This is a genomic window from Microbacterium sulfonylureivorans (genome assembly GCF_003999995.1).
Classification (GTDB): Bacteria; Actinomycetota; Actinomycetes; order Actinomycetales; family Microbacteriaceae; genus Microbacterium; species Microbacterium sulfonylureivorans.
In genome coordinates, this window is sequence record NZ_RJAD01000001.1 from 364,420 (window position 1) to 387,727 (window position 23,308).

At 71.3% G+C, this 23,308-nt stretch carries 19 protein-coding genes; 7 read left to right on the forward strand and 12 right to left on the reverse strand.

Translation table 11 applies throughout. The annotated features are described in order from the left end of the window. Positions 1-99: 99 nt before the first annotated feature. The 7 genes from EER34_RS01675 to EER34_RS01705 all read right to left on the reverse strand — a co-directional run bounded on the left by EER34_RS01675 (position 100) and on the right by EER34_RS01705 (position 8,121). On the reverse strand, positions 100-1,218 hold the full coding sequence (locus EER34_RS01675) for a glycosyltransferase (protein WP_127472846.1): 1,119 nt from the start codon (positions 1,216-1,218) through the stop codon (positions 100-102). A 3-nt stretch (positions 1,219-1,221) separates the two neighbouring features. Next, positions 1,222-2,691: an LCP family protein gene (locus tag EER34_RS01680; protein ID WP_127472847.1), complete on the reverse strand. Its 1,470-nt coding sequence runs from the start codon at positions 2,689-2,691 to the stop codon at positions 1,222-1,224. Next, entirely contained in the window at positions 2,688-3,155 is a 468-nt protein-coding gene (gene purE, locus EER34_RS01685; protein WP_127474233.1) for a 5-(carboxyamino)imidazole ribonucleotide mutase, read from the reverse strand. The genes EER34_RS01680 and purE overlap by 4 nt, the downstream gene beginning before the upstream one ends. 127 nt (positions 3,156-3,282) lie before the next feature. Beyond that, positions 3,283-4,419, reverse strand: a complete 1,137-nt coding sequence (locus EER34_RS01690; protein WP_127472848.1) for a 5-(carboxyamino)imidazole ribonucleotide synthase — start codon at positions 4,417-4,419, stop codon at positions 3,283-3,285. Positions 4,420-4,477: 58 nt separating this feature from the next. Next, positions 4,478-5,044 carry a PH domain-containing protein gene (locus EER34_RS01695; protein ID WP_127472849.1) on the reverse strand — a complete coding sequence of 189 codons (567 nt, stop codon included), beginning with the start codon at positions 5,042-5,044 and terminating at the stop codon, positions 4,478-4,480. An 82-nt stretch (positions 5,045-5,126) separates the two neighbouring features. Continuing rightward, positions 5,127-5,924, reverse strand: coding sequence for a biotin--[acetyl-CoA-carboxylase] ligase (locus EER34_RS01700; RefSeq protein ID WP_127472850.1), 798 nt, complete (start codon positions 5,922-5,924; stop codon positions 5,127-5,129). A gap of 22 nt (positions 5,925-5,946) precedes the next feature. Further along, positions 5,947-8,121 carry a serine hydrolase gene (locus tag EER34_RS01705; RefSeq protein WP_164743416.1) on the reverse strand — a complete coding sequence of 725 codons (2,175 nt, stop codon included), beginning with the start codon at positions 8,119-8,121 and terminating at the stop codon, positions 5,947-5,949. A gap of 192 nt (positions 8,122-8,313) precedes the next feature. Between EER34_RS01705 and EER34_RS01710 the strand changes: the two genes are divergently transcribed. Together EER34_RS01710 and EER34_RS01715 are read left to right on the forward strand one after the other, a co-directional pair. After that, positions 8,314-9,903 carry an acyl-CoA carboxylase subunit beta gene (locus EER34_RS01710; RefSeq protein WP_240642068.1) on the forward strand — a complete coding sequence of 530 codons (1,590 nt, stop codon included), beginning with the start codon at positions 8,314-8,316 and terminating at the stop codon, positions 9,901-9,903. Then, complete coding sequence (locus EER34_RS01715) at positions 9,900-10,130, forward strand: acyl-CoA carboxylase subunit epsilon (RefSeq protein WP_127472853.1); 231 nt, start codon at positions 9,900-9,902, stop codon at positions 10,128-10,130. Before EER34_RS01710 ends, EER34_RS01715 begins: the two co-directional genes overlap by 4 nt. Before the next feature lie 375 nt (positions 10,131-10,505). On the opposite strand, the gene EER34_RS01720 is transcribed toward EER34_RS01715, so the two are convergent. From EER34_RS01720 to EER34_RS01735, 4 genes are read right to left on the reverse strand one after another with little or no spacing between them, the layout of a single operon-like run. Further along, on the reverse strand, positions 10,506-11,564 hold the full coding sequence (locus EER34_RS01720; protein ID WP_127472854.1) for a hypothetical protein: 1,059 nt from the start codon (positions 11,562-11,564) through the stop codon (positions 10,506-10,508). Beyond that, complete coding sequence (locus tag EER34_RS01725) at positions 11,561-12,805, reverse strand: sensor histidine kinase (protein ID WP_205791315.1); 1,245 nt, start codon at positions 12,803-12,805, stop codon at positions 11,561-11,563. The genes EER34_RS01720 and EER34_RS01725 overlap by 4 nt, the downstream gene beginning before the upstream one ends. Beyond that, entirely contained in the window at positions 12,795-13,472 is a 678-nt protein-coding gene (locus EER34_RS01730) for a response regulator transcription factor (protein ID WP_127472855.1), read from the reverse strand. The genes EER34_RS01725 and EER34_RS01730 overlap by 11 nt, the downstream gene beginning before the upstream one ends. Before the next feature lie 9 nt (positions 13,473-13,481). Next, entirely contained in the window at positions 13,482-14,816 is a 1,335-nt protein-coding gene (locus tag EER34_RS01735) for a class I SAM-dependent RNA methyltransferase (protein ID WP_205791317.1), read from the reverse strand. A gap of 23 nt (positions 14,817-14,839) precedes the next feature. On the opposite strand from EER34_RS01735, the gene EER34_RS01740 reads away from it, so the two are divergent. After that, positions 14,840-15,529 carry a Maf family protein gene (locus tag EER34_RS01740; protein ID WP_127472856.1) on the forward strand — a complete coding sequence of 230 codons (690 nt, stop codon included), beginning with the start codon at positions 14,840-14,842 and terminating at the stop codon, positions 15,527-15,529. 107 nt (positions 15,530-15,636) lie between these two features. Further along, the gene (locus EER34_RS01745; RefSeq protein ID WP_127472857.1) at positions 15,637-17,403 is read left to right on the forward strand and encodes an acetyl/propionyl/methylcrotonyl-CoA carboxylase subunit alpha; all 1,767 of its coding nucleotides are present in this window, start codon (positions 15,637-15,639) and stop codon (positions 17,401-17,403) included. Between the two features lie 168 nt (positions 17,404-17,571). Here EER34_RS01745 and EER34_RS01750 read toward each other — a convergent pair whose 3' ends face one another. Further along, positions 17,572-19,029: an NAD(P)H-quinone dehydrogenase gene (locus EER34_RS01750; protein ID WP_127472858.1), complete on the reverse strand. Its 1,458-nt coding sequence runs from the start codon at positions 19,027-19,029 to the stop codon at positions 17,572-17,574. Between the two features lie 85 nt (positions 19,030-19,114). Between EER34_RS01750 and EER34_RS01755 the strand changes: the two genes are divergently transcribed. The 3 genes from EER34_RS01755 (at position 19,115) to EER34_RS01765 (ending at position 23,280) form a co-directional block, all read left to right on the forward strand. After that, positions 19,115-19,948, forward strand: coding sequence for a purine-nucleoside phosphorylase (locus EER34_RS01755; RefSeq protein ID WP_127472859.1), 834 nt, complete (start codon positions 19,115-19,117; stop codon positions 19,946-19,948). Next, complete coding sequence (locus tag EER34_RS01760) at positions 19,945-21,675, forward strand: phospho-sugar mutase (protein ID WP_127472860.1); 1,731 nt, start codon at positions 19,945-19,947, stop codon at positions 21,673-21,675. Before EER34_RS01755 ends, EER34_RS01760 begins: the two co-directional genes overlap by 4 nt. Before the next feature lie 135 nt (positions 21,676-21,810). After that, positions 21,811-23,280: an MFS transporter gene (locus EER34_RS01765; protein WP_127472861.1), complete on the forward strand. Its 1,470-nt coding sequence runs from the start codon at positions 21,811-21,813 to the stop codon at positions 23,278-23,280. Positions 23,281-23,308 lie beyond the last annotated feature (28 nt).

Below are 23,308 nucleotides of genomic sequence, written 5' to 3' on the forward strand. Positions count from 1 at the left end.
AAGCCCCCGCCATGTGACCAGTGTGACGGAAGTGGCGAATGATCACAAGAAAATCGGGTTATCGATGGATCGACACGACCTTTTCGGTGATTTCACGACCTAGAGCTCGGCGTGGAGGAGCCACACCTTGTCGGCCGCCTCGCGCCACGAGAAGGAGCGACCCCGGTCGCCTGAGAGGACAGCGAGCCGATCGGCGGCGGCGGTCGTCGCGAGCGCTCGACCCAGCGCGTCGGCGAGGCCTTCGACGAGCGTCGGGACATCCGCTCCCGGGACCAGCTCGCCGCCGTCGACAACGACCTCCGCGTGCACGTCCGACGCGGACGCGATGACCGGCACGCCGAGGGTGAGGGCGTCGACCACCCGCCACGGGAATCCCGCCAGGCGCGACGGCGCCACGAATGCGAGCGCGGCTCCGAACACCGATGCGCGGTCGGCCGCGTCGAGTGCCCCGCGCACGTGCAGCCGGCGCTCGGGGAGGCCGGCAGCCGCGGCGAGGTCTGCGATGGCCGGCTCGTGGCCCTCCTCGACGTCGATCACGACGACGGGCAGATCCACGCCCGACGCGGCCACGGCGGCAAATCCTGCGTCGAGCGCATCCGACGGCGACGGGCCGCCGGCGAGGAGCACGAAGCCTTCGGGCAGATCGAGCGACCTGCGCCGACCCACTTCGTCGGTCGGCACCGCGAAACCGAGTGGCGACGCGCCAGCGATCACGCGGATCCGGTCGCCGAGCGGAGCGATCTCGCCCAGCCGCCGCGCGAGGGAGTGCGTCGGCGCGACGACGGCGTCCGCGTACTTGACCGCGCGCTTGAGCATCGCGCGATACCAGGCGACGGCCGAACGCGAGAGCTCGGCCGGCGATTCCCACGGCCGCAGATCCCAGACGGTCACGACGCTCTGGTCGTTGTCGTGGACCCGGTCATGACGCACGAGCGGCGCGAGGAGGGTCGGCGAGTGGATCATCCCGCCGCCGATGCCCGTGCCCACGCCGAGCTGCAGCGCTGCGGCCAGTTCCCGCCGCGGCAGCGCCGTGCGACGGACGCCCGCGAGCCCGGGAACGTCGATCTCGCCGCCCCCGGCCGGAGCGATCGCCTCGACCTCGCACCCCGCGGGCGCGCCGGCGACGAGAGCGCGTGCCAGATCGCGGGATGCCTCGGCCAGCACGGGCTCGGTGGGCGTCACGAGCTGATCCAGAACGACGCGAAGAGTCGCGACCACGTGTCAGCCTTCCGGGGTCGGCGTCGGCGGATGGAGCGCGGTGCGCACGAGCTCCTGGATGTACGGGTAGTCGGGATCGAACTCGTCGATCCCGCCGTCCGGGGTCAGCTCGATCGTCTTGACGGGGAGCTCCTTCGCCTTCAGCGCGAGATCCGCGAGGAACGGGATGAGGGACTGGGGCAGGTCCGTCTTGACGATGTCGGCGCCGGCGGCCGCGACGTCCTGGAACCGCGTGAGCACCGTCTGCGGCGTGAACTGGGCGAGCATCGCCTGCTGCAGGATGCGCTGGCGCTCCATCCGATCGAAGTCATCCGTGGTGTAGCGGGAGCGGGCGTACCACTGGGCGGTGTCGCCGTTCATGTGCTGCGGGCCCGCCTCGATCCAGCCGGTCGCCCACTCGTCGACGGGCTGCCCCTCGTACGACGGCCCGCCGCCCTTCGGAAGCCGCTTCTCGACGGTGATGTCGACTCCGCCGAGCGCATCGACGAGCGAGGCGAAACCGTGCATGTCGATGAACACGTAATACGGGATGTCGATGCCGAGAATGCCCTCGGCGGCGTCCTTGGTCGCCTCGATCGCGGGCTCCGAGCCGTTCGCGGCGGCATCCGGGTAGAGGGAGGCGCCGTCCTGGCAGACCTCGACCTCGGTGCGCAGCTGGTTGATGCCGCTCCCCCACCCGCAGTTCGGGTCGGAGTGCCCCTCATGGCCGTTCGGGTAGGCGTCCTGCATCGGACCCTCGGAGAACGGGAAGTGGGGCATGTCGCGCGGGATGCCGGTGATCGTCGTCGCGCCCGTGGCGGCGTCGACCGACACGACCGAGATGCTGTCGAAGCGCATCGAGTCACGGCCGGCGCCGCTGTCGGCACCGAGCAGAAGGATGTTGTAGTAGCCGTCGGAAGGCTGCACCACAGGGCCGGTGGACTGGAAGATCGCCCCGATCGTGTCGCGCGCCGTCCCCACGGCGGACGCCGCATACGCGGCGCTCCCCGCAGACGCCACGGTGAGCGCGACGGCCAGCAGGGCGATGCCGAACCGCTCGGCGGCGCCTGTCCTGACAAGCCGAACGAGCCGGAGCGTGTCGACGGCGAGCACGATCCAGAGCAGTCCGTAGGCGACGAGGACCACCTGGATCAGCAGCAGCGGCGCCGGCCGCAGCGCGGCCAGCCAGTCGGGCAGCCAGGCGCCGGTCACGATGCTCAGGCCCGCGGTGGGCGACAGCAGTGCGACGAGGAGCGCCAGCCCGAGGAGCACCCACATCAGGATGGTCGCTCCGAGCGCGAACCGACCGAGCCGGCGATTGCCCGCGAGCGACTGAGCCGATCCGGGGACGAGGAAGTTCAGGAGCACCAGCCACCACCCTCGCCGCGACATCATGGCGCGGGAGGCCGTGTCGGGGTAGCGGAGGAGCCGTTCTTCGACGATCTTGGGGGCGCGCGGCGCTGCCGAGAGGCGTGGCGGACTCGCGACGCTCACAGCGACTCCTTGAGCCGCCGGTTCTTCTCCTCGACCTGCCCCTCGAGCGCGCGCGCGTACTCCTCGACGCGCTCTGCGAGGGCGACGTCGGATGTCGCGAGGATGCGGACCGCGAGCAGGCCCGCGTTCCTGGCGCCGTTGATCGACACGGTCGCCACCGGGATGCCGGCAGGCATCTGCACGATGCTGAGCAGGGAATCGAGGCCGTCCAGCGTCGACAGCTGGACGGGAACGCCGATGACGGGCACTGCGGTCAGGGAGGCGAGCATCCCGGGCAGATGCGCAGCACCGCCGGCTCCGGCGATGACCGCCCTCAGCCCGCGTGCCCGCGCGCCACGCCCGTAGCTCATCAGCTTGTCGGGTGTGCGGTGCGCCGAGACGACCTCGACCTCGTGAGGGACGCCGAAGTCCGTGAGGACCTGCGAGGCGTCGCTCATCACGCGCCAGTCCGAGTCGGAGCCCATGACGACGCCGACCAGGGGCGCCTCGGAAGAATGCAGCGGCCGGGTCACCCGACCAGGCTAGGACGCGAGGCTGGAAGAACCCCGCAACGGCACGGCCCGGCATCCGATCCGGCGCCGCCGCCCGGGCTCAGTCGAGGAAGGAGGACGCCGCGGCCCGTGCACGATAGGCGATCTCGTCGAGGTCGGCGCCCGATACGGTGACATGCCCGACCTTGCGCCCAGGGCGGGGCGCCTTTCCGTAGGTGTGGATCTTCGCGTCGGGGTGCTCCGCCATCGCCGCGGCGAACCGGTCGTCCAGCGAGCCCCGGGCCGGCCCGCCGAGGACGTTCACCATCACCGACCACGGCGCGCTCGGCACGGCCTCGCCCAGCGGCAGATCCAACACGGCGCGCAGATGCTGCTCGAACTGACTGGTGACCGCGCCGTCCTGCGTCCAGTGACCGCTGTTGTGCGGGCGCATCGCGAGCTCGTTGACGAGCAGCCGCTCATCGGTGGTCTCGAAGAGCTCGACCGCCAGCATCCCGGTGACGTCGAGTCCCTCGGCGATCGCGACGCCGATCTGCGCGGCCACCTCGAGGAGCCGTTCCGAGGCGTGCGGGGCCGGCGCGAGCACCTCGGCGCAGACGCCGTCGCGCTGCACGGTCTCGACGACGGGGTAGACCGCCACGTCGCCCGACGGCCGGCGCGCGACCTGCTGGGCGAGCTCGCGCGTGAAATCGACGAGCTCCTCGACGAGCAGCGCACCCCCGCGCGCATCCTCGGCGAGCGTCGCGAACCAGTCGTCCGCTTCGGTCGCCGCGCTCACGACGCGCACGCCCTTGCCGTCGTAGCCGCCGCGGGGCGTCTTCACGACCGCGCGACCGCCGTGCTCGTCCAGGAAGGTCTTCAGCTCGTCGGGGCCTGTGACGGCGGCCCAGTCGGGCTGCGGCATCCCGAGCTCCGCCAGGCGCGCGCGCATGACCAGCTTGTCCTGGGCGACACCGAGCGCGGCGGGTCCGGGATGCACCACGACTCCGGCGTCCACGAGCGCGGCGAGGACGTCCTGCGGCACATGCTCGTGGTCGAACGTGACGACGTCGACGTCGCGCGCGAACTGAAGCACCGTGTCGACGTCGCGATAGTCGCCCACCGCGCTGGCGGCGAGGGATGCCGCCATCCCCGGCTCCTCGGCGAGCACGCGCAGCTCGAGACCGAGCTCCACCGCCGGCGCGATCATCATGCGGGCCAGCTGCCCGCCACCCACGACTCCGACTCGCAGCGCCATGCCGCCACCTTTCTGATGCAACCGTTCCATCATCCCGCACCGGGAGGACGGACCGCGCTCAGCGCTGCGCAGGCTGCGGGGGCGGCGGCGGGAGAGGCGGCTGGGCGTCGCGGTGGGCCAGGATCTGATTGACCTCGACCTGGTCGACCAGCGCCTCATGGATGAGTTCGACACTGGGGACATTCGCCAGGCGAAGCGGCGCGTCGACTCCGTTCGAGAGCGTGAGCGTGCCGGCACCCCACATCCGCTGCAGGATCCCCCGACGCACCTGGACGGTGTAGCCGCGCACGTGTTCGAGCTCGCGCCGTCGCACACTGAGGACCCCCGACCGCTCGAGGACACGGCGCGTGGTGATCGTGTAGAGATGCCCCCACCACCGCAGGAACGGCAGCACCACGAGAAGGAGGACCACCGCGGCGGCGGCGGCGAGCAGCATCCAGTTCTCGAGGGGAGACGGCAGGTTGCCGTAGAAGTACCCCGCGGCGCCCGCCACCGCGATGAGCACGATCGCCGACCAGGTCAGCCGGCGCGCGTGGCCGCGGAACTGCGCGACCCTCAGCTCGGGCGTCGGCGCACCCGGTGCCGGCGTGATCGGTCGGCCGCCGTAGCTGATCGGCTGCGTCATGGTCCCATTGTGCGGGTCGGAGCCGACACCGCGCGGACGCACCGCCGTTCGGCGTCACGCAGCGGACACCGGCTGCCGTCGGTCAGCGCACGTGGATGACGTCGCCCGCCGACACCGCACTCTCGAACTCCGACTCCTGGACGACCACCAGGCGCCCCTCGAGGTCGATGCGCTGCGCGCGCCCCCTCAGGACCTCCCCGTCGGGAAGAGACACCGCGACGTCGCTGCCGACCGTCGCGCAGAGCGCCTCCACCTCGGCCAGGATGCCCGCCGCGACCGGGTCGCCGCCGGATGCGGCGAGCGCCGTGAGCTGCTCATCGAGCGCGGCGAGGTAGTCGGCGATGAGAACGTCCTCGTCGGCCACCAGGCCGAGAGCCTCGAACGAGGTGGCTGTCTCGACCGGGAGGTCGGATGCCGGCATCCGCGTGTTCACTCCCGAGCCGATGACGACGGCATCCGGATGCCCCGGCACGACCTCGGCGAGGATGCCGCAGATCTTCGCCCCGTCGAGCAGCACGTCGTTGGGCCATTTCAGCGTCGCACTGTGGCCCGTCCCCCGCACCTGCGCGGCCACCGCGCGGGTCATGGCGGCGCCCGCGATCAGCGGGATCCATCCGCGGGACGCCGGCGGGATCGCGCCGACGCGCACCACCACCGACAGGGCGAGGGCCGTCCCGGGCGGGGTCGTCCACGAGCGATCGAGCCGGCCCCGACCGGCGCGCTGATCAGTGGTCAGCAGAAGCGACAGGTGGGGCCACTCGTCGGGGGCGTCGAGGACGTGCTGGACCACGTCGGCGTTCGTCGAGTCGGTGGTCTCCACGACCTGGACGCGCGGGCTGACGGCAGCGGTCCTGGGATAGCCCTCTGGTGCGATCGGCATGGGCTTCACGCTACCCGCGGAGTCATCGGTTGCGCAGGCCGGTGTAGTAGACCCAGAGCTTCCTCGTTCCCCACACCACCTGGTACCACTCCCGGTTGGCGTCGAGAACCTCGATGGCGGTGCCCCCGCCGATCGTCGTCACGATGGTTCCCGCCGGCGAGCTGCGCAGCCCGACCGGCTTCGTCGTCACCATCTGCTTCACGGGGTAGCTGGCGGCGGTGCCGAACGATCCGTTGAAATGCGTGTACACGGTACGCGAGATCGCGCGGAGCGCGGCCTTCGAGGGTCCGTTGTCGCCGATGATCGAGATGGCGTAGGTGTACTTCGGTCCGTTCACGATCGCGGTGTCGGCCTGCAGGAGACCGGAGGCGATCCACAGCGACCCGGGCTTGCTCGCCTGGGGAACCCCGGGAGGGATGCCTGACGCGATGCGCGACTTCCAGATCTGACTCCGCATGTGGTTGATCAGACGATCGGAGTAGGCCTTGGCGAGAATGGTCCGGTTCGCCAGGCGATGCATCATCCACGCCATGTCGTTCGTCGTGGACCGATTGCCGGCGTAGAGCACGCTCGTCCCGCGCGGCACGTTGCCGTAGTACGTGTTCGTGAATCCGGCGCCGCGGATCATGCTGTTGATCGTGGAGATTCCGATCCAGTGGACGATGTCGGTGTGGCAGTAGTTGTCCGACACGTGGATCATCACCTTGATGCATGTCTCCAGCGGGACGCCCGAGGGAAGCCGCGTGGTCAGTGATGCCTTCCCCTGCTCCACTCGCTTGTACGCGGCCCACGCGGCGAAGATCTTCATCATGCTGGCGGCCTCACGGCGGGTGCCGCCGCCGACCTGGGCGACCTCGTACAGCCCGCCGAGCTGCCGGACCGTGACCGAGAAGGTTCCCGAGTACTTCGCGGCCGTCGCGCGCACGGCTGACGTCAGCGCGGCCTGCCGAGATGCCTTCACCGAGGAGCACGTGGTGAGCGACGCCACCACGTTCGATCCAAGAGCTGCGGTCACGCCCACGAGGATCCGGCGGCCGCCCGCGGCCTTGATGTCGGACGCCGCGGTGTCGGGCATGCACTCCGGCATCGCGTAGTAGAGCGGCTGTCGCACCACCGCCGCGAAACCGGCGGCGACGGCGCCGTCGAACGGCCTGGACGGGTTGACGATCACGTTCGCCGTCCGGCCGGCCGGGGTCGCGCGGGCCACCAGCGCCGCGGTCGCGAAACGGTCGGCGGAGCCGATGATCGACACCGAGAACCCCGCGTTCCGCAGGGCCGCGATATAGCTCGCCATGAGCGGAGAGGTGCTCTGGACGACGACGATCTTCTTCGTGCCCGCGGCGCGAAGGGCATCGACCGTGGCGGCGTCGAGCGCGAGCCCGTGCCCGCTGACGACCATCGACCGCTTGCCTCCGACGGCGGCGGCGACCGCCGCGAGCGGGGCGTCGTCGGTCGTCCTCGCACCGGCGATGTAGACGGTGTCGGCCGGCGCGGCACTGGCCTGGAAGGCCTTCCTCGCCGTCTCGTAGAGCGTCGCTCCGCCGACGCGGCTGACCTGTGGAGTGACGCCGCGGAGGGTGGCGATCACGGAGTCGCCGACGTAGACGGGCCCACCCGCGACGATGATCCGCGACGGAGCGAGCCGCCGCAGTTCCGCAAGGACGATCGACGGCACCGACGACACGCCCACGGTCAGCAGCGCAGCGCCGGACTCCGCGGCCACCGAGGCGCCGACCGCAGCGAAGATGGGATACGGCCCCGAGGTGATCACCACCGTGTCGGCACCGGATGGGAAGAGAGCTTTGGACGCGGCCACCGCGGCCGAGTACGCGTCGGAACCGGTCGAGATCCGACTGGTGTTCGGAAGCGGAACCGTGGCCGCGGTGATGGACAGTCGCGGCGCGGCCGGTCCGTCGACGCGCTCCTGCGGGACGGGAACCGGCGCGGGCGCCGGAGTGGGCTCGACTTCGAGCGAAGGGGAAGGCGAAGGCGCCGGCGTGGGCAGCGGAGAGGGACTCGCGGAACCGGTCGGCGTCACCGTCGGCGTGGGCTGCGGCGAGGCAGCCGTGGACGTCGCCGGGCTCGGAGTCGGCACAGGTGTCGGGTCACCGGTCACGGCCGCAGCCGGCAGCGATCCGAGGACGAGCGCCAGCGGCACGAGGAGGGCCGCTGCCGTCACCGACAGCCTCTTCTTCATGCGCAACCGACCAGACACCGTGAACCCGACCCTAGCGGCAGGCGCTCGCGGCGGGCATGAGAACGACATGAGATTCCCCTTTTCCCGCACCGCGGCCGCGGCATCCCGAACCGCCTTCCCGACAGCGGATGCCGCGACCCCTTGTGCAAACCCTCCAACGTCTGCGGCGGGCCCGCAGATAAGGTGGAACGCGTGACCGATCAGCCCGACCTCTCCACGACCGCCGGAAAGATCGCCGACCTCCGCGCGCGCTACCAGGAAGCCGTCCTCGATGCCGAGGCCGTCGCCCAGGAGAAGCAGCACGCGAAGGGCAAGGGCACCGCCCGCGAGCGCATCGACCTGCTCGTCGATCCCGGCAGCTTCGTCGAACTCGACGAATACGTCCGCCATCGCACCACCGCCTTCGGCATGGACAAGTCGCGCCCCTACGGCGACTCGGTGGTCACCGGCGTCGGCACCATCCACGGCCGTACCGTGGCGGTGTACGCACAGGACTTCTCGACCTTCGGCGGGTCGCTCGGCGAGGTCGCCGGCGAGAAGATCATCAAGGTGATGGAGCTCGCGCTGCGCAGCGGCATCCCGGTCGTCGGAATGCTGGACTCCGGCGGGGCCCGCATCCAGGAGGGCGTCGTCGCCCTCGGCAAGTACGGCGAGATCTTCCGGCTCAACACCCAGGCCTCGGGCGTCATCCCGCAGATCTCGATCATCATGGGACCGGCCGCCGGCGGCGCCGTGTACTCCCCCGCGCTCACGGACTTCGTCGTCATGGTCGACAAGACCAGCCAGATGTTCGTCACCGGCCCCGACGTGATCAAGACGGTCACCGGCGAGGACGTCGGCATGGAGGAGCTGGGCGGGGCGCACACGCACAACACGCGCTCCGGAGTCGCGCACTACCTCGCCGAGGACGAGGACGATGCGATCGACTACGTCCGCTCGATGCTGAGCTTCCTGCCCGACAACAACATGGCCGAGCTTCCGGTCTACGAGACCGGGTTCGAGTTCGAGACGACCGACTCCGATCGCGCACTCAACACGATCATCCCCGACTCGCCCAACCAGCCGTACGACATCCACCAGGTGATCCGCGGGATCGTCGACGCCGAGGACTTCCTCGAGGTGCAGCCGCTGTTCGCGCCGAACATCGTGATCGGGTTCGGCCGCATCGAGGGCCGCTCAGTGGGCATCATCGCCAACCAGCCCTCGCAGATGGCCGGCACGCTCAACATCGAGGCCGGCGAGAAGGCCAGCCGGTTCGTCAGGTTCTGCGACGCCTTCTCCATCCCGATCGTCACCCTGGTGGACGTGCCCGGCTACCTTCCCGGCACCGACCAGGAGTGGACGGGCGTCATCCGCCGGGGCGCGAAGCTCCTCTACGCCTACGCCGAGGCGACGGTGCCGCTGGTCACCGTCATCCTCCGCAAGGCCTACGGCGGCGCGTACATCGTGATGGGCTCCAAGCAGCTCGGCGCCGACGTCAACCTCGCCTGGCCGACGGCCGAGATCGCGGTGATGGGCGGCCAGGGCGCCGTCAACATCCTGTACCGCGGCGAGATCAAGCGGGCCGAAGCGGCGGGCGAGGATGTCGCTGCCGTCCGCACCCGGCTCGCGAACGAATACACGTACAACGTCGCCTCGCCGTTCCTGGCCGCGGAGCGCGGCGAGCTCGACGGGATCATCGAGCCGGCGCAGACCCGCGTCTCGATCGCCAAGGCGCTGCGGGCGCTGCGGGGCAAGCGCGCGAGCCTCCCGCCCAAGAAGCACGGGAACATCCCGCTGTGAGCCCGGGCGACGACACCGGCGAGGGCGTCACGATCGACGTCCTGCGCGGCACGCCCACCGAGGACGAGCTCGCGGCGCTGATCGCGGTCGTCAGCGAGGCGTACGTCGGCGAGGCCGCGGAGGCCGTCGCAGACGACGAGACCGCGCGCACGGCGTGGTCGATCACGCAGCGGAGTCTGCGCACGCCCCTGCGTCGCGAGCTCGGCTGGGGTCGCTTCTCGGGCTGATCCCGAGGCGCCGCGACGACCCGTCGGGACGCCGCACAGATGTCCCCCGAAATACCTACAGACGAGGGCGTTGCGGCCCGGAGATACTTGTATCGCTGGAACGCTTCTGCGTTCGGCTGACTCGCTCTCCGCTCTGCGGCAGATCCGAGTTCGGCCACGCGGACTGTTTTCGGGTAACAGTCCGCCAGGCGAGGGGCGGGCGGCTTCGCCGCCCCTCGCCTTCTTCTCTCTTCCGCTCCCCGCCTCGATTCCCCTCCCCCACCGAGACGGGGAGCGAGTGATTTCGGGCGCCTCGCTCGAGGGCGGCGAGAGCGTACCCGTGCGGCGCGGCTCAACGCTCCGGCTCCCGCGCGTGCGAGCCCTCCCGCGATGCGGTCAGGCGACGCCCGGGTGCGGGATCTCGCGCCAGAGGTCGACGCCGTCCTCATCGGACGGACCGCCGACGGAGGGCGACCTGCCCACCACGGTCACGGCGACGCGCGCATCCGGCGAGGTGCGGATGTACAGGCGATCCGAGCTGGCCGACCGCAGCGCCTCGGCGAGCTGAGCGCGGATGATCGACAGCGATCCTTCGTCCAGCCCCTCGAGTCCGCCCTCGTCGAGCACCGTCACGTTCGCCCCGCGGCGGCGCGCACGCTCGAGCTCTGCCCGCACCTCGTCGTCGAGCAGACGGGGTCCCCGCATCTCATCACGGAGTCGCCCTTCGGCGAGCCGCGCTTCGAGGCGATCGTCGTCGGTCAGCCGTCCGCCGGTCGCCACCGTGCGTGTGAGCACCGGTCCCGCCACGGCGAGGGCGTGCTGCACCTGCACGCGGCGCTCGCGCTGGCGCCCGGACTGAGACGCCTGCCAGGCGGATGCCGCGCGCTGGAGCTGCGCGAGGCGTGCCGTGTCTCGTGCCGCCCGATCCAGCGAGCCGACCAGCAGCTGCGCGCACGTCACCCACACGATCGAGCCGACCAGGCCCAGGGCGAGAGCAGCCGGGACGCCCATCCAGAGCATCGAGCCGACTGTGAGGATCGCCACACCCGCCCATGCGGTCCACGGCCGGCGCCGCACCATCACGATGGTCATCAGCGCGCCGATGCCGCCGAGGTACCAGGTGGCGAATCCCGCCGTGACCGAAGCCGGACCCACGCCGAACGAGATCGCGCTGGGCACGATGACGGCGGCCGCGAGCGCCAGGATCTGCGCGGGCACCGGCAGCCGCCCCCGCGTGCGGTTCGGGTCGCCGATGTGCGGTTCGTCCTCCCCCTCGACCTCCGGCCGGGCCGGCTCCCAGAAGATGCACAGCCACGTCGTCGCCAGGTACAGACCGAGGGTCGCCACGACGACGAGCGGGTAGGCCACCGGCGCGGTCCACCACAGTCCTCGCGCAGCGAGGTAGGCGGTGAAGGCGACGGCCAGGGCGACCAGGACGTTCTTGACGCTGATCATGCGAGGGACCCCCGCCACTCGAGGCGGACGACGGTGCCGCCGTGCCCGGTGTCGATGTCGGCTGAGCCGCCGACCGCCGCGACCCGCGCGAAGATCGACGCGCGGATGCCGAGCCTGTCGTCGGGGACCTGTTCGAGGTCGAAGCCCTCGCCCCTGTCACGCACCTCGATGTGCACCTGATCGCCCGACGCGTCGATCGACACCGTCAGGCCCGCGCCGCCGGCGTGCTGGAGTGCATTCGCGATGGCCTGCGTCGCGGCGAGCACGAGCGCCCGCGCCACGCGGCCGGGCACCTGCGGCCCGTCGGCGGCGACCACGCGGTCGACGAGCACGTCGGCGCCCAGCTCATGCGAGGCCGCGTCGATGTCGTCGGCGATCGAATGTGCGTCGCGGGGTTCGTCGGGGCCCTCGTGGGAATCCTGCTCGGTGTTGGCGAGTCGCGTGAGAGCCTCGCGCGCCATCGCGACCGCGAGCGTCTGCGCGCGGGGCGTGTCGGCCCGCTCCGCCGCGATGAGCGCCGCCAGCACGCTGTCGTGCATGAGCGCCGCGACGGCGATGCGCTCCTGCTCCGCGGCATCCGCGGCGGCCGCCTGCGCGTAGGAGGAGACAGCCCGTGCACGGGTCTCGTCCACGTTCGCGGCGACCGAGCGGAACACCCAGCCCAGCGTGAGTATCACGCCGCCCAGGATGAGGGCGAACGACACGTCGAGACCGTTGGCGAACCAGAACTCCGTCGCGAAGTCGCCCTGGATCAACCGGACCAGGCCGAAGAGCAGCGGCGCGAGGATCGTCCAGACGATCTGCAGCGGGAAGGGGAAGGCGAGCACGGCGGCGAGCGTCGCGATGTTGACCAGGTACCAGATCCACGGCTGCGACGTCGCGGACGGGTCGGTGTCGGCCGTCGCCAGCGGCCAGGCGACGAGGGCGAGGATGTACGCGAAGGCGAAGACCCCGGCGGCGATCCGCACGCCGCGGCCGATGAAGCACGCCAGGATCATGACCGCGAGCGGCACGAAGACCGCGAGCACGAGTGGTTCGTGCCAGCCGGGGCGCTCTTCGGCCGGCCCGAGCGCGGTCAGGAACGCCTGCAGACCGAGGACCAGCGAGCCGAAGCCCGCGACGATGGTGATGATGCGCTCGACACGGGTCCTGGTGAAGGACCCGATGCCCGCGGTCGCCTCCCGCGAGTGCGGGATGTGGCCCCAGGCGCTGTCGAGGATCGCCGGTGCGTCAGCCGCCACGCGTGATGTTCTCCGGATCGGCGGCCGACTCGGCGAGGATGCCGTCCTCCATCGCCCGACGGAGCAGGTCGACCTTCGTCGGCGCAGGGCGGCCGACCTCGACGTACTTGACGCGAACTCGCGTGATGTTCTCCTTCGCGGTGGAATAGGCGACGCCGAGTCGATCGGCGACGACCTTGAGCGGAAGTCCGGCGGCGTACAGGCGGAGCACTTCGCGCTCCCGCGCCGACAGCTGCGCGTCGGCGAACTCGCGGTCGCCTTCGACGGCGCTCGCCCACTCGACGTTGTTGAGGGGTTCGCCGCGGGCGACGGTGCGGACGGCCGCGATGACGTCGTCGATGCGCGACGACTTGCTCACGACCCCCGCGGCCCCTGCGGCGAGGGCCTCGCGCACGGCGGCCGGGCGGTCGGCGACGCTGTGGATGATGACGCTCGAGCCGTCCACCACGAGCCTGCGGACGTTCTCGGTCACCGTCGTGCCGTCGCCGAGGGTCAGGTCGAGGACGACGACATCGGCGGGCGGCGACGCCGAGGAGGCCCGCCACTTGAGGTAGTCCGTCACGCTGCTGCCCGAGAACACGACGTCCTTCGTGCCGACGCGCGCGCACGCCGCTTCGAGTCCGAGCCTGACGGACTCGTGATCGTCGATGAGCGCAACTCGGGTCATGTCGCCAGCCTAACGCCGTCGGCCGACCGGGGTGAGGGTGGCGACCGCCTCGATGTGATGGGAGTTCGGGAACAGGTCGAGCGCCTGCACGCCTGTCGTCTCGTATCCGGCGGTGCGGAAGGTCGCGAGGTCGCGGGCGAGCGCGACGGGGTCGCACGCGACGTACACGACCGCGGCGGGCGCGAGCGAGGCGACGGTCTCGACGACCTCGCGTCCGGCGCCGGCGCGCGGCGGGTCGAGCAGCACCACGCCACGCGTCAGCCGGTCGCGGTCGGCGGCGGATGCCTCGGCGGCGACTCGTGCGAGCCACCGGTCGACCCGCCCGGTCTCGGCCCGGGCGCCGACCCATTCGGCGAGGTTCTCGCCCGCGTGCTCGGTCGCACGCGCGTCGGACTCCACCGTGGTGACGCGGGTGGCGGCACCGCCGACGCCGGCGATCGTGGCGGCGAAGAGCCCGACGCCGCCGTACAGGTCGAGGTGCCAGGCATCGGCATCCCACTCCACGTCGGAGCCGAGACCACGCAGCGCGGCATCGACCGTCGAGGTGAGGGTCGCCGCGGCGAGGCGGTGCACCTGCCAGAATCCTCCGGCGTCGACGCGGAACCCGCGCGCCCCGACGCGCTCGACGACGACCTCCGGGGCGGGTCCGGGACGGTCGGGGCTCCGGCGACCCCTGGTCCGGGCTCGGCCGCGGCCGCTGTCGGGCTTGGGCAGCACCCGCACGCGGCCGTCGGCGGGCTGGACGAGGTCGATCCGACCGGGCTCGCCGATGCGCAGCGCGAGCGCCGCGCTCTCGACGGCCGGCGTCGCGAGCGGAAGGTCGTCGACCGGGATCACCCGGTGGCTTCGCGCCGCGTAGGGACCCACCCGCCCATCGGAGTCGACGTGCAGGCTCACCCGCGTGCGCCAGCCGGCGCCGTCGTCGCTCTCGGCCTCCGACCCCGCCCCGCCGGCCGGCGCGATCGCCGCCGCGGGGTCGGCGAAGCCGCCGAATCGCCGAAGCGCGTCGAGGAGCACGCGCTGCTTCAGCTCGCGCTGGTGGCCGAGCTCGATGTGCCCGAAGTCGGCGCCGCCGGGGCGCAGCTCGGGAGCGACCGAGATGTCGGCCTGACGCCAGATGTGCGGCCTGCGGTGGGGGGAGGCATCCAGGACCTCGACCGCCTCGCCGCGCCAGAAGGAGTTCTTGCCGGTGTCGGTGATCCGCACACGCACCCGCTCGCCGGGGATCGCGTCGGGCACGAACACCACGCGCCCCTGATGCCGGGCGACGAAGACGCCGCCGTGGGCGACGTCCCCGATCTCCAGATCGATCGTCCGCCCCGCGTCGCCTGTCGAATCCGTCACGAGGGAGAGCCTACGGTGGACGCATGCGCGTGTGCCTCGCCTCGACCTCGCCCGCCCGGCTGATGCTTCTCCAGCAGTTCGGGATCCGGCCGCTCACCGTGGCCCCGGACGTCGACGAGGAGTCGGTGGTCGCAGCGGTCGAGGCATCCGAGGGGCGCACCCTCGCACCCGACGAGCATGTTCTCCTGCTCGCCCGCCGCAAGGCGGCCGACGTCGCCGCGCGGCTGGCCGACGACATCCCGGGCTTCGACGGCATCGTGATCGGCGGCGACTCGATGTTCGAGATCGGCGGCGACGTGCTCGGCAAGCCCCACACGCCCGAGAACGCCATCGCCCGCTGGCATGCGTTGCGCGGACGCACCGGCGTGCTCCACTCCGGGCATGCGGTTATCCGGCTCGAGCCGGGCGCCGCGGCGCAGGAGGTCCACGCGGTCGCCGAGGCATCCGTCACCTTCGCCGGCGACGTGACGGATGCCGAGATCGAGGCGTACGTCGACTCGGGCGAACCGCTGCACGTCGCCGGCGCCTTCACGGTCGACAGCCTGGGCGGGGCCTTCATCACCCGCGTCGAGGGGGATCCGTCGACGGTGGTCGGGATGTCGGTGTCGACCCTGCGGGCGCTCGTGCGCGAGCTGGGCGTCGAGTGGACGGCGCTCTGGCACACGGCAGACCCGTCGCTCGAGCGGACGGATGTCGGAGACGCCAGGTCGTAGCCCTCCCGGGCCACCGTTCGTCGTTGTGGGAGGAATCCCACGTTTCGGGCCGCTTCTTGTACGAACCAGTCAAAACCACGGCCTTGCCCGTCGGTAGGCTGGCATCCATGCCTCAGATCACCAAGGTTCTCGTTGCCAACCGCGGTGAGATCGCGGTCCGCGTCGTCCGAGCCGCCCGCGATGCCGGAAAGTCGTCGGTCGCGGTCTACGCCGACCAGGACCGCGACGCCATGCACGTGCGCCTCGCCGACGAGGCGTACGCGCTCGAGGGCACCACCAGCGCCGAGACGTACCTGTCGATCGACAAGATCCTGTCCGTCGCCCGGCGCGCCGGCGCCGACGCGGTGCACCCCGGCTACGGCTTCCTCGCCGAGAACGCCGACTTCGCCCGCGCCGTCATCGCGGCGGGGCTCGTCTGGATCGGCCCGTCGCCCGACGCGATCGAGGCCCTCGGCGACAAGGTCACCGCCCGCAAGGTCGCCGAGAAGGTCGGCGCGCCGCTCGCCCCCGGCACGCCCGGTCCGGTGTCGGGCGCCGACGAGGTCGTGGCCTTCGCCGAAGAGGTCGGCCTGCCGATCGCGATCAAGGCGGCCTACGGCGGCGGGGGCCGCGGGCTCAAGGTCGCCCGCACGCTCGACGAGGTCCCCGAGATGTTCGAGTCGGCGACGCGCGAGGCGATCACCGCCTTCGGCCGCGGCGAGTGCTTCGTCGAGAAGTACCTCGACAAGCCGCGTCACGTCGAGACGCAGTGCCTCGCGGATGCCGCGGGCAACGTCGTCGTGATCTCGACGCGCGACTGTTCGCTGCAGCGTCGTCACCAGAAGCTGGTCGAGGAGGCCCCGGCGCCGTTCCTGACCGACGAGCAGAACACGACCCTGTACGAGGCGTCGAAGGCCATCCTCAAGGAGGTCGGCTACGTCGGCGCGGGCACGTGCGAGTTCCTCATCGGCGCCGACGGAACCATCTCGTTCCTCGAGGTGAACACGCGCCTCCAGGTGGAGCACCCCGTGTCGGAGGAGATCACCGGCGTCGACCTGGTGCGCGAGCAGTTCCGCCTCGCCGAGGGCGAGGATCTCGGCTACGACGACCCGGTCGCCGACGGCCACTCGATCGAGTTCCGCATCAACGGCGAGGACGCCGGCCGCGGGTTCCTCCCCCAGCCCGGCCCGATCCACGTCTTCAAGACGTTCGGCGGTCCCGGCATCCGCCTCGACTCGGGCGTCACGGCAGGCGACAGCGTCTCCGGCGCGTTCGACTCGCTCCTGGCGAAGATCATCGTCACCGGCCGCGACCGCGCCGAGGCCCTCGAGCGCTCGCGTCGCGCGCTCGACGAGTTCGAGGTCGCCGGCATGCCGACGGTCCTCCCGTTCCACCGCAAGGTGGTCCGCGACCCGGCGTTCACCGCCGAGGACGGGAACTTCGGGGTGTTCACCCGGTGGATCGAGACGGAGTTCGTCAACGACATCGCACCGTGGGACGGCGAGCTCGAATCGCCCAAGCCGAGCGAGAACCGCCACACGGTCGTCGTCGAGGTCGCGGGCAAGCGCCTCGAAGTGAGCCTGCCCGACCGGGTCGTCGCCACGCCCGGCGTCTCCGGACGCCCGGCTGCGGTGCCGCCGTCGCGCCGCTCGCACTCGCCGTCCGTGGTCTCGGGCGCATCCGGAGATGCCGTCAAGGCGCCGATGCAGGCCACGATCGTCAAGGTCGCGGTCGAAGAGGGCCAGCAGGTCGTCAAGGGCGACCTCGTGGTCGTGCTCGAGGCGATGAAGATGGAGCAGCCCATCCAGGCCCACAAGGACGGCACCATCGGCGCGATCAACGCCTCGGCGGGCACCACGGTCTCGGCCGGGCACCAGCTGCTCACGATCTCCTGACGCGCTCTCCCCGGCCTGCGGCGTGGCCGCGCGCCTCGACCGCCCACGCCGGTCGGCACTCTCTGCTGCAGCCGAGAGTGCGCAAACAACCGATGGGCACGGCTCACGGCCGTCAATCGCGCCCTCTCGGCCGGTCTGGGTCCAGCCAGGGAGAGCGGATGCCGCGGCTCAGGCACCGTAGATCGTGTGGTCGACGACGTGCATGGCGCGCGCGGCATCCGTGATGCTGCCCGACAGCGACGGGTAGACCGCGAAGACGCGCGAGACCTGGTCGACCGTGAGGCGGCGCTCGACGGCGATGGCGATCGGGTAGATCAGCTCGGAGGCGCGCGGTCCGACGATCACGCCGCCCACGACGCTGCCGCTGCCCTGCCGGGCGATCAGCTTCACGAAGCCGTCCTTGATCCCCATCATCTTCGCGCGCGGGTTCGCGGCGAGCGGGAGCTTGTGCACGACGGCGTTGATCAGCCCCTCGGCGATGTCCTTCTCCTGCCAGCCGATCGTGGCGATCTCGGGCGCGGTGAAGATGTTCGAGGTGATGCGACGGCGCTCGAGCGGGATCACGACGTCGCCGAGTGCGTGGAACACGGCCGTGCGTCCCTGCATCGAGGCGACCGAGGCCAGCGGCACGAACGTCGTGCAGTCGCCCGCGGCGTAGATGTTGGGAACCGAGGTGCGCGCGACGCGATTGACCTGGATGTGTCCCGACTCCGTCATCTGCACGCCGGCCTGCTCGAGCCCGATGCCTGCCGTATTGGGGACTGATCCGACCGCCATGAGGCAGTGGCTGCCCTCGACCGTGCGTCCGTCGCTGAGCGTCGCAACGACGCCGTCGCCGACCCGCTCGACCTTGTCGGCGCGCGACTTCGACAGCAGCGTCATGCCGCCGCGCTTGAAGACGCGCTCGAGAACGGCCGCGGCATCCGAATCCTCACCCGGGAGCACCTGATCGCGGCTCGAGATGAGCGTGACCTTCGCCCCGAGGTTCATGTACGCGCCGGCGAACTCCGCGCCGGTGACACCCGAGCCGACGACGATGAGGTGCTCGGGCAGCGCCTTCATGTCATACAGCTGGGTCCAGGTGAGGATCCGCTCGCCGTCCGGCATCGCGGTGGGCAGTTCGCGCGGCGACGCGCCCACCGACACGAGGAGCGTGTCGGCCTCGATGCGATCGAAGTCGGTCCCGCCGGGGCCCGTCGAGACGACCACGGCGTTCTCGCCCTCGAGGCGCCCGTGCCCGGAGATGATCCGGACGCCCGCCTCGGCGAGGGACGCGCGCATGTCGTCGGACTGCTGACGCGCGAGCGAGAGCAGGCGCTTGTTGACCGCCTGGAGGTTGATCGCGATCTCGGGCTTGAGGGGCTTGCCCTCCTTCGTCTTGGCGAAGAGCTGCACGCCCAGGTCGCTCGCTCCGGCGATCGCGACGGCCGCGTCGGCCGTGGCGATCAGCGTCTTGGAGGGCACGACGTCGGTGATCACCGCCGAGCCGCCGATCCCGGCCCGTTCGACGACCGTCACCTCGGCTCCGAGCTGAGCAGCGGCGAGAGCCGCTTCGTAGCCGCCGGGGCCGCCGCCGATGATCGCGACGCTCTGAGTGCGCTCGAAGCTCAAGGACATGTCCTCCATTCTCCCCCGCGCGATGCCCCGGCGACGACACCCGCGCCACCGAGCCTGCTGGCCCTGGGCCGCCGCCCTTCCTAGAGTGGTGGGCATGTCAGACAGCACCGGCAATCCCCTCGACGACCCCGCGGCCGATCCCTTCGAGATCGCAGCCGCCGCGGCGGCCGACATCGCCCGCCTCACCGGCGTCGAGAAGCACGACATCGCACTCACCCTCGGCAGCGGCTGGGGCAAGGCCGCGGAGCTCATCGGAGAGACGACCGCGGCCTTCCCGGCGACCGAGGTCACCGGCTTCTCGAAGCCGGCGCTCGAGGGGCACGTCGGAACGCTCCGGAGCGTTCTCACCCCGAAGGGCCGGCGCGTGCTCGTGATCGGCGCGCGGACCCACTTCTACGAGGGCCACGGCGTCCGCCGTGTCGTGCACAGCGTCCGCACAGCCGCGGCGGCGGGTGTGCGGACGATGGTGCTGACCAACGGCGCCGGCGGCATCAAGCACACGTGGAAGCCCGGGCAGCCGGTCCTCATCAGCGACCACATCAACCTCACCGGCGACTCGCCCCTCGAGGGCGCAACCTTCATCGACCTCACCGACCTGTACTCCCTGCGGCTGCGCGATCTCGCCCGCTCCATCGATCCGTCGCTCGATGAGGGCGTGTACTGCCAGTTCCGGGGGCCGCAGTACGAAACGCCGGCCGAGGTGCGCATGGCCAAGACGATCGGCGGTCACATCGTCGGCATGTCCACGGCCCTCGAAGCGATCGCGGCACGTCAGGCGGGCCTCGAGATCCTCGGCTTCTCGCTCATCACGAACATGGCGGCGGGCATCCAGACCACCCCGCTCAGCCACCAGGAGGTCATCGAGGCGGGCCGCGAGGCCGAGCCCGTGATCTCGTCGCTTCTCGCCCGCGTGATCGGCGCGCTGTGAGCGCCGAGGACGGCGTCCGCGAGGCGGATCCCGCGAACCCCGTCGTCGCGCTCGCCGAGGCGTGGCTCGCACAGGACCCCGACGGAGAGACCCGCGCCGAGCTGCGCGACGTCATCGCGGCCGCCGAGGGCGGCGACGCCGCAGCGCTCGCCGACCTCGCCGACCGCTTCGCCGCGCGGCTCGAGTTCGGCACGGCGGGTCTGCGGGGTGAGCTCGGGGCGGGCAGCAACCGGATGAACCGCGTCCTCGTCGCGCAGGCGGCGGCCGGCCTGGCGGCGTACGTCCTCGAGAAGAGGGGCGGGACGCCGGAGGATGCCGAGCCGCCGACGATCGTCGTCGGCTACGACGGGCGCCGCAACTCTCATGTGTTCGCCCAGGACTCCGCCGAGATCTTCGCCGGCGCCGGTCTGCGTGCGATTCTCCTGCCGCGCCTGCTGCCCACGCCCGTCCTCGCCTACGCGGTGCGCCATCTGGGCGCCGCAGCCGGGGTCATGGTGACCGCGAGCCACAACCCGCCCAACGACAACGGCTACAAGGTCTACCTGGGCGGCGCCGACGAGGGATCGCAGATCGTGTCTCCCGCCGATGCCGAGATCGCCGCGCACATCGAGCGCGTCGCCGCCGACGGCGACATCGCCGCGCTCCCGCGCTCCCTCGGGTACGAGATCGCCCCTGAGACGATCGTCGACGACTACGTCGCCGCGACCGCGGCCGTCGCCCCCGCGCCCGCCGGAGCCGCCGGGCTGACGTGGGTCTACACCGCCATGCACGGCGTCGGGTGGGAGACGCTGTCGCGCATCCTCGAGGCGGCCGGATACCCCGCACCCGAGCCCGTCGTCGACCAGCTCGAGCCGGACGGCGCCTTCCCGACCGTGGCATTCCCCAACCCGGAGGAGCCCGGCGCGATGGACCTGTCCTTCGCACGGGCGCGCGAGGTGGGCGCGGAGCTCGTGATCGCGAACGACCCCGATGCCGACCGGCTCGCCGTGGCCGTCCCCGACGACGCGGCGCCCGACGGCTGGCGCCGGCTCACCGGCAATCAGATCGGCCTGCTTCTCGGCTGGCGCGCGGCACGGCTGACGGCGGAGCGCGGTGCCCCCGAGGGCGCCTCGCTCGCCTGCTCGCTCGTCTCGTCGCCGGGGCTCGAAGCCGTCGCCGACCACTACGGGCTCGATTTCCACTCGACGCTCACCGGGTTCAAGTGGATCTCGCGCGCCCCGGGGATCGTGTTCGGCTTCGAGGAGGCTCTCGGCTACCTCGTCAACCCCGAGACGGTGCGCGACAAGGACGGCATCTCGGCCGCCGTCGCGATGCTCGGCATGGTCGCCGAGGCCCGCGGGCGAGGCGCCTCGCTCGCCGATCTCCTGGCGGAGTTCGATTCCACGTTCGGCGCGTTCGCCAGCGACCAGGTCTCCGTGCGCGTGGACGACGTCTCGACGATCGCGAGCATCATGGCCGCGCTGCGGGCGGAGCACCCCTCGGCCGTCGGCGGGGTCGCGGTCGACCGCGTGGACGACCTGCTCGAAGGGGTCGGAGACCTTCCGCCCGGCGACGTGCTGCGGCTCTGGCTGGCCGACGGCTCGCGCGTGATCGTGCGCCCGAGCGGCACCGAGCCCAAGCTCAAGCTCTACCTCGACGTGCGCGGCGACTCGGCGGAAGACGCAGCGGCGCGCATCGCGCGCCTCGTGACCGGCGCCCGCGACCTGCTGGACGCGATCGGGAGCTGACGCCGGCGCCCGTTCGCCGAATCGTCGCGGTCGCTTCCCTTCACGTGCTACAGTCTCGAACGCGATATATCGTGAGTGGCCCTCCGCGGTCGGCGCGACGTCGCATGACTTTCAGCGTCGAACGAGGAGCGGATGATGGCGGGCGCGCAGAGCGAGAACGAACGGGATGCCGCGGCCGCGGCATCCATCCCTCCCAGCGCTGCGCCGCTCGGCGCAGCGGGCCTCGCGGGCTCGGTCGACGCCACCCCCGGCACCGGGGACGGCACGGGCGAGAACCCCGATCCGCCGCACTGGCTGCGCAAGGTGGTCCTCTTCCTGAGCGGGCAGACGGTGAGCCTGCTCGGCTCGATGCTCGTGCAGTACGCGGTGTTCTGGTACCTCACGATCGAGTACCGCTCCGGCATCTACATGATGCTCGCCGCGCTGTTCGGGTTCCTCCCGCAGGCCGTGGTGTCGATCTTCGGCGGGGTCTGGGCAGACCGTCACAACCGCAAGTACCTGATCATGGGAGCAGACGCGGTCATCGCCCTGGCGACGCTCGCCCTGGCGCTCATCATGATGACCGGGTACGACGCGGTGTGGCTGCTGTTCGCCGTGATGGCCGTGCGCTCGGCGGGTGCCGGCATCCAGATGCCCGCGGTGTCCGCACTCATCCCGCAGATCACGCCCACACGCAACCTCATTCGCGTCAACGGCATCAACGGCTCCATCCAGTCCGCCATGGCGCTGCTGGCACCCGCCGCGGCCGGCGCGATCTACGCGTGGTCCTCCGCGGCCACCGGCGGCACGGCCGCATCGCTGATCCCCATCTTCTTCATCGACGTCGTCACCGCGATCATCGGGATCGGCATCCTCGCGTTCATCCCGGTGGGCACGGTGCGTCGCGCGTCGGACGTCGCGACCGGGTACTTCGCCGACCTGGTCGACGGCGTGCGCTACATCGTCCACCACGCCTTCGTCCGGTGGCTGCTCATCGTGTTCGCGATCATCTTCCTGCTCACCGTGGCCCCGTCCAACCTCACGCCGCTGATGCTGGTGCGCTCGTTCCCGGCAGGCGAGCAGCAGGACGTCGTCAACCTCGCCGTGCTCGAGATCGCGTTCAGCGTCGGCATGATGCTCGGCGGCATCCTGGTCGCGTCGTTCTTCGCCAAGCGGAGCCGCATCGGACTCATCGTGGTCTCGTCACTCGCCTTCGGCGCTCTATCGATCGGCCTCGGACTGTCGTCGAGCATCTGGATGTTCTTCGCCTTCATGTTCCTCGTCGGGCTCGCGGTCCCGTTCTTCTCGACCCCGTCGATGACGCTGCTGCAGGAGACGGTCGAGCCCGAGCGCCAGGGCCGGGTGTTCGGCTTCGTCGGGATCGTCATGGCGGTCGCGATGCCGCTCGGCATGGTCGTGTTCGGACCGCTCGCCGACGTGATGCCGATCGAGCTTCTGCTCGTGGCGGCGGGCATCCTCACCTTCGTCGTGATCGGGCTCGCGGTGTGGCTGCCGGCCGGGCAGCGCGCGATCGCGGCGGCGCGGAAGGCGTCCGAGGTCGCCGATCACGACCCGGCGGTCGCTGCGGCGACCGTGGAGGCGGCGATGCACGGGAAGGAGGCCTGACCGCGTCGCCTCGTCCTAGGCTCGGAGG